Raw genomic sequence first — 11,064 nt, 5'->3', positions numbered from 1 at the left:
CGTCCCCGAAGGGAGCCTCACCCCTGCGAGGTGACCGACGGTGTGTTCCCCGTCCCCGGCTCCAGCGCGTCCAGCGCGCGCCGCAGACCGGTGAGTTTGCGCTCCAGGTGGGCCGCCGTGGCGACCGCCGCCGCGTCGGCGGACTCGTCGTCCAGCTGCTTGGAGAGGGCCTCCGCCTGCTCCTCCACGGCCGCCAGGCGCGCGGACAGCTCCGCGAGGAGGCCGGCCGACTCCTTGCCCTCGCCGGTTCCGCCCTTCGCGCCGCCCTCCAGCTGGAGACGGAGAAGCGCCGCCTGCTCCTTCAGCTGGCAGTTCTTCATGTACAGGTCGACGAAGACCGAGACCTTCGCGCGCAGCACCCACGGGTCGAACGGCTTGGAGATGTAGTCCACCGCACCCGCCGCGTAGCCACGGAAGGTGTGGTGCGGGCCGTGGTTGATCGCGGTGAGGAAGATGATCGGGATGTCCCGGGTCCTCTCCCGGCGCTTGATGTGCGCCGCCGTCTCGAAACCGTCCATGCCCGGCATCTGGACGTCCAGCAGAATCACCGCGAAGTCGTCCGTGAGCAGTGCTTTGAGCGCTTCCTCCCCTGACGATGCCCGTACCAGCGTCTGATCGAGCGCAGAGAGGATGGCCTCCAGCGCCAGCAGATTCTCCGGCCGGTCATCGACCAGGAGGATCTTGGCCTTCTGCACCATGGCCCGCCCTCCTCGCCCCGGCTTGGGGCCGCCCCTGTCCGCAGGAACCGGGGAGGCACCGGCGGGTGCCGCCCCAGGGGACGACTCCCTTGCGCCGCCCGTCCTTGTGCCGGTCATCGTAGCCGCACCCCGCCTGTCGCCACACCCTGTCACCGCGATGTCACTGTGCACGTAGCAGAAACGCGTCGGGAGAGCAGAAGGTTCCCCGAACCCCGCACTTCCACACGGCTTCGAGCACCCTCAGTCAACAGCTTCGCGCGCATCCCGAAGGCGCCCGTCACCGGGTCCCCGTGCTTTCCCCGTCGTTCCGACTCATTCCTCCCGCATCCACTGCTCCATCACGCCCAGCAGGTGATCGGGGTCGACCGGCTTGGTCACGTAGTCGGAGGCGCCCGACTCGATCGCCTTCTCCCGGTCGCCCTTCATCGCCTTCGCGGTCAGCGCGATGATCGGCAGCCCGGCGAACTGCGGCATCCGCCGGATCGCCGTGGTGGTCGCGTAGCCGTCCATCTCGGGCATCATGATGTCCATCAGGACGACCGCCACATCGTCGTGCTGCTCCAGCACCTCGATGCCCTCGCGCCCGTTCTCGGCGTAGAGCACGGACAGGCCGTGCTGCTCCAGGACACTGGTCAGCGCGAAGACGTTGCGGATGTCGTCGTCGACGATCAGCACCTTCTCGCCGCCGAACCGGACGTCCCGGCGCCCCTGCGGCGCCGCCTCCGCCTGCCCGGCGGCGCCGGCGATCCCGGCCGTCCCCGCCGGCGGCTGCTCCGGCGTCCGCTGGTCCTGGCGCCCCGACGACGGCTGAGCGCTCGCGGGAAGGGCCCTGCGGCGGCGTCGGAAGAGCGCGGCGGCCCCGTTCTGGGTCTCCTGGTACGACCGCACCTCGGCCGGCGTCTCCACCTCAGCGGCCGACAGCTCGGACAGGTCGGACAGGCTGGAGATCTCGGACAGATGCGGCTCGGCGGCGGCGACCAACTCGTCGGCGTCGAGCGCGGACCCGGGCTGCTGGTAGCCGTGCGGCGGCAGCTCGCCCGGGTGCAGTGGCAGGTACAGGGTGAACGTCGAGCCGCGGCCCGGCTCGCTCTGGGCGTGGATCTCGCCGCCGAGCAGCTGCGCGATCTCCCGCGAGATGGACAGCCCGAGGCCCGTTCCGCCGTACTTGCGGCTGGTGGTGCCGTCGGCCTGCTTGAACGCCTCGAAGATCACCCGCATCTTGCTGGCGGCGATGCCGATGCCGGTGTCGGTGACGGAGAACGCGATCAGCTCCGCGTCCGGATCGGTCAGCGAGCCGGCCTCCAGCAGCTGCTCCCGGATCGCCTGCGGGACGTCGGTCCGCGCGGGGCGGATGACGAGCTCCACGGACCCGGAGTCGGTGAACTTCACCGCGTTGGACAGCAGGTTGCGCAGCACCTGCAGCAGTCGCTGCTCGTCGGTGTGCAGTGTCGCGGGCAGCTCCGGCGACACCCGCACCGACAGGTCCAGGCCCTTCTCGGCGGTCAGCGGCCGGAAGGTGGCCTCCACGTAGTCGATGAGCTGGACGAGCGCGATACGCGTCGGGGAGACGTCCATCTTGCCCGCCTCGACCTTCGACAGGTCCAGGATGTCGTTGATCAGCTGAAGCAGGTCCGAGCCGGCGCCGTGGATGGTCTCGGCGAACTCCACCTGCTTCGGCGAGAGGTTGCCCTCGGCGTTGTCGGCGAGCAACTTGGCCAGAATCAGCAGGGAGTTCAGTGGCGTACGCAGCTCGTGCGACATGTTCGCGAGGAACTCGCTGCGGTAGCGCATGGAGACGGCGAGCTGCTCGGCGCGCTCCTCCAGGACCTGCCGCGCCTCCTCGATCTCGGAGTTCTTCGCCTCGATGTCCCGGTTCTGCTGGGCCAGCAGCTCGGCCTTCTCCTCCAGTTCGGCGTTGGACGCCTGGAGGGCCTTCTGCCGCTGCTCCAGCTCCTCCGAGCGCAGCCGCAGTTGCTCCGTCAGCTCCTGGGACTGCTTGAGCAGCTGCTCGGTCTTGGTGTTGACGGAGATGGTGTTGACGCTGGTGGCGATCATCTCCGCGATCTGGTTCAGGAAGTCCTTCTGGATCTGCGTGAACGGCGTGAAGGAGGCCAGCTCGATCACGCCGAGCACCTTGCCCTCGAACAGCACCGGCAGCACGATCACCTGCGCGGGCGGTGCCTCGCCGAGCCCGGAGGAGATCTTCAGATAGCCGCTGGGCGCGTTCTCCACCAGGATCGTGCGTTTCTCCTCGGCGGCCGTCCCGATCAGCGCCTCACCCGGCCGGAACGACGTCGGCATGGAGCCCATCGAGTAGCCGTAGGAGCCCAGCATGCGCAGCTCGTAGGCGTCCTCCGCGTCACCGCCGAGGTCCTTGTCGTCGACCAGCGGCATGGCCACGAAGAAGGCGCCGTGCTGCGCGGAGACCACCGGCGTCAGCTCGCTCATGATCAGCGAGGCCACGTCCTCCAGGTCCCGGCGTCCCTGCATCAGGGCCGAGATGCGGGCCAGGTTGCCCTTGAGCCAGTCCTGCTCCTTGTTGGCGATCGTGGTGTCGCGCAGGTTGGCGATCATCTTGTTGATGTAGTCCTGGAGTTCCTGGATCTCGCCGGAGGCGTCGACGTCGATCTTCAGGTTCAGGTCGCCGCGGGTCACGGCGGTCGCCACGCGCGCGATGGCACGCACCTGCCGGGTCAGGTTCCCGGCCATCTCGTTCACGGACTCGGTCAGGTCCCGCCAGGTGCCGTCGACGTCCCGCACGCGTGCCTGACCGCCGAGCTGGCCCTCGGTACCCACCTCGCGGGCGACCCTGGTGACCTCCTCGGCGAAGCTGGACAGCTGATCGACCATCGTGTTGATCGTCGTCTTGAGCTCGAGGATCTCGCCGCGCGCGTCAATGTCGATCTTCTTGGTCAGGTCGCCCTTGGCGATGGCCGTGGTGACCATGGCGATGTTGCGCACCTGGCCGGTCAGGTTGGACGCCATCTGGTTCACCGACTCGGTGAGGTCCTTCCAGGTGCCGGCCACGCCCGGGACGTAGGCCTGCCCGCCGAGGATGCCGTCCGTGCCCACCTCGCGGGCCACCTTGGTGACCTGGTCGGCGAACGAACTCAGCGTCTTGACCATGGTGTTGAAGGTGTCGGCGAGCTGGGCGACCTCGCCGCGCGCCTCGATCGTCACGGTCCGCGTCAGGTCGCCGTTGGCGACCGCGGCGGCCACCTGGGAGATGTTGCGCACCTGCATGGTCAGGTTGTTGGCCATCAGGTTGACGTTGTCGCTGAGGTCCTTCCAGATGCCGACCACGCCCGGCACGTGCGCCTGACCGCCGAGGATGCCCTCGGTGCCCACTTCGCGGGCCACCCGGGTCACCTGCTCGGCGAACGACGACAGCTGGTCCACCATCGTGTTGACGGTGGTGACGAGCTCCAGGATCTCGCCCTTGGCGTCGACGGTGATCTTCTTCGACAGGTCGCCCTTGGCGACGGCGGTCGTGACCTCGGCGATGTTGCGGACCTGGATGGTCAGGTTGTTCGCCATGAAGTTCACGGACTGCGTGAGGTCCTTCCAGGTGCCGGCCACGCCCTGCACCTCGGCCTGACCGCCCAGGATGCCCTCCGTGCCCACCTCGCGGGCCACCCGGGTGACCTCCTGGGCGAACGACGACAGCTGGTCCACCATCGTGTTCAGGGTGTTCTTCAGCTCCAGGATCTCCCCGCGCGCGTCCACGGTGATCTTCTGGGACAGGTCACCGCGGGCCACGGCGGTGGCGACCTGCGCGATGTTGCGCACCTGCGCGGTGAGGTTGCCGGCCATGCCGTTCACCGAGTCGGTGAGGTCCCGCCACACACCGGCCACGCCGGGCACCTGCGCCTGACCGCCCAGCCGGCCGTCCGTGCCCACCTCCCGGGCCACCTTGGTCACCTGGTCGGCGAAGGCGGAGAGCTGGTCGACCATCGTGTTGATGGTGTTCTTCAGCTCCAGGATCTCCCCGCGCGCGTCCACGTCGATCTTCTGGGACAGGTCACCGCGGGCCACCGCCGTCGTCACCTGGGCGATCTGCCGCACCTGGGAGGTGAGGTTGCCGGCCATGAAGTTGACGGAGTCCGTCAGCTCCTTCCACGTGCCCGACACGCCGTCCACGCGGGCCTGACCGCCCAGCCGTCCCTCGGTGCCCACGTCCCTGGCCATCCGGGTCACCTGGTCGGCGAACGACGACAACTGGTCCACCATGGTGTTCACGGTGTTCTTCAGCTGGAGCATCTCGCCGGAGACGTCCACGGTGACCTTCTGCGACAGATCGCCGTTGGCCACGGCCGTCGTCACCTGGGCGATGTTCCTCACCTGACCGGTGAGGTTGCGGAACGCGGTGTTGACGGAGTCCGTCAGGTCCTTCCACGTACCCGCGGCGCCCGGCACCTGCGCCTGACCGCCCAGCTCACCCTCGACACCGACCTCCCGCGCCACGCGCGTGACCTCGGCACCGAACGCCGACAGCTGGTCGACCATGCCGTTGACGGTGTTCTTCAGCTCCAGCATCTCGCCGGCCACGTCCACGGTGACCTTCTGCGACAGATCACCGCTGGCCACGGCCGTCGTCACCGCCGCGATGTCCCTCACCTGAGTGGTGAGGTTCCGGAACACCGTGTTGACGGAATCCGTCAGGTCCTTCCACGTCCCGGCGACGCCCGGCACGTTCGCCTGACCGCCCAGCCGGCCCTCCGCGCCGACCTCGTTGGCCACGCGGGTGACCTCGTCCGCGAAGATCCGCAGCGTCTCGGTCATCTGGTTGATCGTCTCGGCCAGCCGCGCGACCTCGCCACGCGCCGGGACGGTCACCTTCTGCGACAGATCACCGTTGGCGACGGCCGTGGTGACCTGCGCGATACCGCGCACCTGGGCCGTCAGATTGCCGGCCATCAGGTTCACCGAGTCGGTGAGCTCCTTCCACGTGCCGTCCACCCCGGGCACGTGCGCCTGACCGCCGAGGATGCCGTCCGTACCCACCTCGCGGGCGACCCGCGTCACCTCGGAGGAGAACGCCGAGAGCTGGTCGACCATCGTGTTGACGGTGTTCTTCAGCTCCAGCATCTCGCCGGCGACATGCACGGTCACCTTGCGTGACAGATCGCCCTTGGCGACCGCCGTCGTCACCAGCGCGATGTCCCGCACCTGCGCCGTCAGCCGGGAGGCCATCGTGTTGACGGAGTCCGTGAGGTCCTTCCAGGAGCCGGACAGACCGCGCACCCGCGCCTGCCCGCCCAGCTTCCCCTCGGTGCCCACCTCGCTGGCCACGCGCGTGACCTCGTCGGTGAACGTCGACAACTGGTCGACGAGGTTGTTGACCGTCCGCCCGACCTTCAGGAACTCGCCCCGCAGCGGATGCCCTGCCCCCTCCGGCACCGGAGTGCGCAGCTCCATCCGCGGCGACAGGTCACCCTCGGCGACCGCGGACAGGACCCGGCCGACCTCCGAGACGGGCCGCACCAGATCGTCGACGAGCGCGTTGCAGTTCTCGATCGCCACCGCCCAGGAGCCCTCGCAGGCCCCCGTCTCCAGCCGCTCGGTGAGTTTCCCCTCACGCCCCACCATGCGCCGCACCCGCGACAGCTCGCCGGTCAGATGCATGTTGCGGTCGGCGACCTCGTTGAAGACCGCCGCGATCTCCGACATCACGCCGTCCCCGGACACCGTGAGCCGCTTGCGGAAGTTGCCGTCCCGCATCCCCACCAGAGCCGCCAGCAGCCGGTTCAGGGCGGCCGTGTCCACCGCGGTGGTCCCACCGCGCGGCGCGCGCCGGTTGTTCAGGGACTGCCCGGACTGTCCGCCTTTCGCGCGCGTCTTCGTGCCCCGCGTCGCTGCGCCAGACTCCACTGTGTCCCTCCCGCAGGGATCGACCACTACTGCTGTGCTCCGGCACCACCGCCCGGCGTACCGGTTACTGCTTGGTAACTCTGCCCGATGCTTACTGCTGCGTCACTCTGCCCGAAGCGACCAGGCCGCACGAGGGCTGCTGCCCAGCGCACGCGGAACCCACTCCGCCTGCCCGCCACGTCAACAGAAGCCTGCCCAGTGTTTCACCCCCGCCGAACCAGGCCATAACAGTTCGGCAGCTTCGCACACCGTCCGCACACCCTCCGGGCGAAAACACCGAAGACCGGCATCCGCAGCGACCGCGAAGGTAAGTAACCTTGCATGCGGCTGTCCAGCCACGCCGGTCCGTCCGGCCTGGGCGGTGGCACGGGAACGAGCGGGCATCGGAGGGCGGCCGCACACAATGACCACCGGAGTGATCCCCGGGGGACAGCCCCCGGAGCCACGGCCGCAGAGGCCGCAGCTGCCGGAGCAGCGCCGCGAGCCGGACGGCCCGCAAGGCCTGCACGTCGACAACCGGACGAGGAGTTCTGTGATCACCGCGCGCGCGGCCGCCAGCTTCGAGCCCCTCGGGCGATCGGTCGCGACCGCCCGGTCCTTCGTCCGCGACACCCTCCAGGGGTGGGGCTTCGGAGACATCGTCGACGACGCCGTGGTGCTCACCAGCGAACTGGTCACCAACGCCGTCGTCCACGCCGGCACGGCCGCCGACGTCCTGTGCCTGCGCAGCGACGACGGGGTACGGATCGAGGTCGCCGACCGCTACCCCGAGCGCGAGGTCCCCCTCCAGAGCGCGGCCGTCAACATGGGCAGCCCCGACCGCGAGGGCGGCCGCGGCCTCCAGCTGTGCGCGGCCCTCGCCGGCCGCTGGGGCGTGGAGTACACGCCCACGCACAAGAATGTCTGGTTCCAACTCGACCTTCCCGAGCGTCCGGTCGGCACCCGCGCCGCCGGGCCCGTGGTGCCCGCCGAACTCCTCCCGATCGCCGACGGCCGGGTCCGCGTCGCCGTCGTCCAGATCGACCGCGGCGGCTCCATCACCGCCTGGAACGAGGACGCCGAGGAACTCTTCGGCTACGCCGCCGAACAGGTCGTCGGCAAGCCGCTGACCGACCTCGCCGCCTGGCCGCACACCCCCGGCACCGGCACCGGCATCGCCGAGGCGCTCCAACTCTCCCGCTGGGAGGGCAGCTACGGCATCCGCGGCGCCCACGGCCGGGTCATCCCCGTCTACGCCTCCCACCTCCGCGTCCGCGACACCGGCGGCGAACCGTCCACCGTCTGCCTGCTCGTGCGGGACCACGAACGCGCCGTGCTGCAGAGCCCGTTGCGGGTCCCCTCCTCCGGCGACACCGGTGCCGCGGCCGACGGCGCCGGCACCGACCCGTTCGAGGTCTTCATCGGCTCCCCGGCCCCCGACGACCTCGACGGCCTCCTGCAACGCACCGTGGAGCGCGCCCGCGACATGCTCGACGGCGACGCCGCCTTCCTGCTCCTGGCGACCGACGACGAGACCGAGTTGGAGGTCCGCGCCTCCACCGGCCTGCCCTCCGCCCGCCAGCGCTTCGCCCGCGTCCCCGTCGAGGCCGGTCCCGGTCGCTACGGCTCGGCCCGCATGCCCGCCGTCCACGACGACCTCACCGCCGCACCCGGCGCCGTACCCCTCCTGGGCGGCACGGGCATGCGCTCCGTCGTCACGGTCCCGCTCAAGGTCGAGGGCCGCCTCACCGGCTCCCTCGGCGTCGCCGCGGAGGCGCCCGGCAGATACTCCAACGAGGAGGCTCTGCGCCTCCAGTTCGCCGCCGACCGCATCGCCCTGGCCGTGGAGTCGGCCCGCCTGGGCGAGCTGGAGCGGCTGCGCCGCGGCTCCCTGAGCTTCCTCGTCGAGGCCTCCGACCTGCTGGCCGGCACCCTGGACCGCGACCAGACCCTCGCCCTGATGGCCCAGATGACGGTCCCCACCCTGGCCACCTGGTGCGCCGTCTACACCATCGCCGACCAGGCCTCCGAGCCCTATCTGTCCTACGTCCTGCACGAGGACGAGGAGCTGATCGACGGCATCAAGTCACTGCTGTCGAAGATCTCGCCGCCGGACCCTGTACCGACGCCCGGCGCCCGCGTCTGGTCGGCCCCCGGCGAGGCCGCCCACCAGGCGGCCCTGCGCACCTCCATGCGCAGCCTCAGCCTGGGCGACTCCCACCACCGGATCGGCACCACCATCGGCCCCACCCTCGCCACGGCGTCCGCCGTCGGCGGCGAGACCGTCGTCCTGCCCCTGGTCGCCCGCAACCGCGTCATCGGCATGCTCACCCTCGGCAAGCCCACCGACGAGCACTTCCGCCAGGAGATCCTGGAACTGGCCGAGGACCTCAGCCGCCGGGCCGCCCTCGCCCTGGACAACGCCCGCCTGTACTCGGAGCGCACGGCCATCAGCCAGTCCCTCCAGCGCAGCCTCCTGCCGCCCGGCCTGCCGCAGATCGACGGCGTGGAGGTGGAGGTCATCTACCGCGCGGCCGGCGAGGGCAACGAGGTCGGCGGCGACTTCTACGACCTCTTCCCCATCCGTGACGGCGCCTACGGCTTCGCCATCGGCGACGTCTGCGGCACGGGCCCGGAGGCGGCGGCCGTGACGGGCCTGGCCCGCCACGCGCTCCGGCTGCTCGCCCGCGAGGGCTACGACGGCCCGGCGGTACTCGAGCGCCTGAACTCCGCGATCCTCGACGAAGGCGCCCGCAGCCGCTTCCTCACGCTCCTGTACGGGGAGCTGCGGCCGCAGGAGGACGGCAGCGCCGAGCTGAAGGTGGTGTGCGCCGGGCATCCGCTGCCGCTGCGCCTGCGCCAGGACGGCACGGTGGAGTCGGCCGCCGAGCCGCAGCCGCTCCTCGGCGTCATGGAGGACCTGGACCTGTACGAGCAGACGGTCATCCTGGATCCGGGAGACGTCCTGCTCTGCGTCACGGACGGTGTCACCGAGCGCCGCGAGGGCACGCGCATGCTGGGCGACGACGGCCTGGCGGACGTCCTGACCACCTGCACGGGCCTGACGGCCGGGGCGGTCGCGGCACGCATCATGCGCGCGGTGGAGCGCTTCGCCTCGGACGCACCGTCAGACGACATGGCGATCCTGGCGATGCGGGTTCCGGAGGTGGGCCGGCACTGAGGCCGGCCCGGACATGGCCCGGAGTGCCGGCCCGGACATGAGAAAACCCCGCCCGGAAGGGCGGGGTTTTTCGTTGGAGCCCCCAAACGGAATCGAACCGTTGACCTTCTCCTTACCATGGAGACGCTCTGCCGACTGAGCTATAGGGGCCTGTCGCCTTTTCGAGATTTCCCTCGCGGCGACGGAATAGATCATACCCCGAACACGGCCGTGCTCCCAACCACGATCGCTCCCCCGAGCGCATTGCACGCCGAGACGATCCGCTGCATCTCCCTCCGTGTCAGCGAGGCGCCCACCGGAAGCGCCAGCGTCTCCTCGGCGGCCCGTTCGGTCTCCGGCAGCGAAACACACCTGCGGAACTCCGGCAGCCGGTGCACGGGCGTCTTCACCGGCACCCGGCAGTCAACGCCCCTGGCGCGTACGGCTCGTGCGAAGGCGTCCCGGTCCGGCCTGCCGTTCCCGGGCACCCGCACCACGTACTGCTGATAGGTCTGCCCGTCACCGCCGTCGGGCGTCCGTACGCCCCGCAGCCTCGCGTCCAGATAGGCGGCACGCTCCCTGCGCTGTGCCGTCTCGTCGTACGGCGCCTCGGACTCGCCGTGCTCCAGCACCAGCAGCCCGTGCCGCCGCCCGATCCCGTGCAGTGCGGCGACATCGGCCGAGCGCCCGAAGCGGTGTACGACAACGACGGCCGCCGTGCGCGGAGTTACGGACGCTTCGACGGCGAGCGGGTCGAGGCAGTACGACACGGGGTCTATGTCGGCGAACACCGGCAGCGCACCGGCCTGGGTCACCGCGTCGGCGACCTCGACATTGCCGAACGCCGGCACGACGACCTCGTCACCGAATCCGACACCGGCGGCTCTGAGCAGTGCAGCAGTACCCATGCCGCGGATGGTGGCCGGGCAACATGAACGTCAAGTGACCGCAAACAGAAAAGGGTTGGGCTCGGAACCGAAGTTCCGGGCCCAACCCTTTGAAGAATTGTTCGGCGGTGTCCTACTCTCCCACAGGGTCCCCCCTGCAGTACCATCGGCGCTGTGAGGCTTAGCTTCCGGGTTCGGAATGTAACCGGGCGTTTCCCTCACGCTATGACCACCGAAACACTATGAAACTGTCCAACCGGAGCCACAACCACAGGCGGCTGCGACGGTCGTTCGTGGTTTCAGAACCAACACAGTGGACGCGAGCAACTGAGGACAAGCCCTCGGCCTATTAGTACCGGTCACCTCCACACCTTACGGTGCTTCCAGATCCGGCCTATCAACCCAGTCGTCTACTGGGAGCCTTACCCCATCAAGTGGGTGGGAGTCCTCATCTCGAAGCAGGCTTCCC

The 11,064-nt window shown here is 69.8% G+C and carries 4 protein-coding genes, 1 tRNA gene and 2 rRNA genes; 1 reads left to right on the top strand and 6 read right to left on the bottom strand.

The features are described 5' to 3' along the window. Positions 1-17: 17 nt before the first annotated feature. A complete protein-coding gene (locus ABZ484_RS29425; RefSeq protein ID WP_358868958.1) occupies positions 18-698 on the bottom strand; it encodes a response regulator in 681 nt (226 codons plus the stop codon). A gap of 312 nt (positions 699-1,010) precedes the next feature. Continuing rightward, positions 1,011-6,569: a HAMP domain-containing protein gene (locus ABZ484_RS29420; protein ID WP_358868957.1), complete on the bottom strand. Its 5,559-nt coding sequence runs from the start codon at positions 6,567-6,569 to the stop codon at positions 1,011-1,013. A 403-nt stretch (positions 6,570-6,972) separates the two neighbouring features. On the opposite strand from ABZ484_RS29420, the gene ABZ484_RS29415 reads away from it, so the two are divergent. Beyond that, a complete protein-coding gene (locus ABZ484_RS29415; protein ID WP_358868956.1) occupies positions 6,973-9,729 on the top strand; it encodes a SpoIIE family protein phosphatase in 2,757 nt (918 codons plus the stop codon). Between the two features lie 74 nt (positions 9,730-9,803). On the opposite strand, the gene ABZ484_RS29410 is transcribed toward ABZ484_RS29415, so the two are convergent. The 4 genes from ABZ484_RS29410 to ABZ484_RS29395 all read right to left on the bottom strand — a co-directional run. Continuing rightward, a tRNA-Thr gene (locus tag ABZ484_RS29410) sits at positions 9,804-9,879 on the bottom strand. Between the two features lie 41 nt (positions 9,880-9,920). Beyond that, positions 9,921-10,616, bottom strand: coding sequence for a DegT/DnrJ/EryC1/StrS family aminotransferase (locus tag ABZ484_RS29405; protein WP_358868955.1), 696 nt, complete (start codon positions 10,614-10,616; stop codon positions 9,921-9,923). 99 nt (positions 10,617-10,715) lie between these two features. Next, positions 10,716-10,832: ribosomal RNA gene (rrf, locus tag ABZ484_RS29400) — 5S ribosomal RNA — on the bottom strand. Between the two features lie 92 nt (positions 10,833-10,924). Then, positions 10,925-11,064, bottom strand: a 23S ribosomal RNA gene (locus ABZ484_RS29395); the annotation flags it as partial.

It is taken from the genome of Streptomyces sp. NPDC006393 (assembly GCF_040628575.1).
Classification (GTDB): domain Bacteria; phylum Actinomycetota; class Actinomycetes; order Streptomycetales; family Streptomycetaceae; genus Streptomyces.
Note: the sequence above shows the minus strand (reverse complement) of the source record. Positions and strands in the feature narration are given on the sequence as shown.

Coding starts and splice junctions, on each gene's coding strand:
- ABZ484_RS29425 (WP_358868958.1), bottom strand. CDS start 698: ATGGTGCAGAAGGCCAAGATCCTCCTGGTCGATGACCGGCCGGAGAAT.
- ABZ484_RS29415 (WP_358868956.1), top strand. CDS start 6,973: ATGACCACCGGAGTGATCCCCGGGGGACAGCCCCCGGAGCCACGGCCG.
- ABZ484_RS29405 (WP_358868955.1), bottom strand. CDS start 10,616: ATGGGTACTGCTGCACTGCTCAGAGCCGCCGGTGTCGGATTCGGTGAC.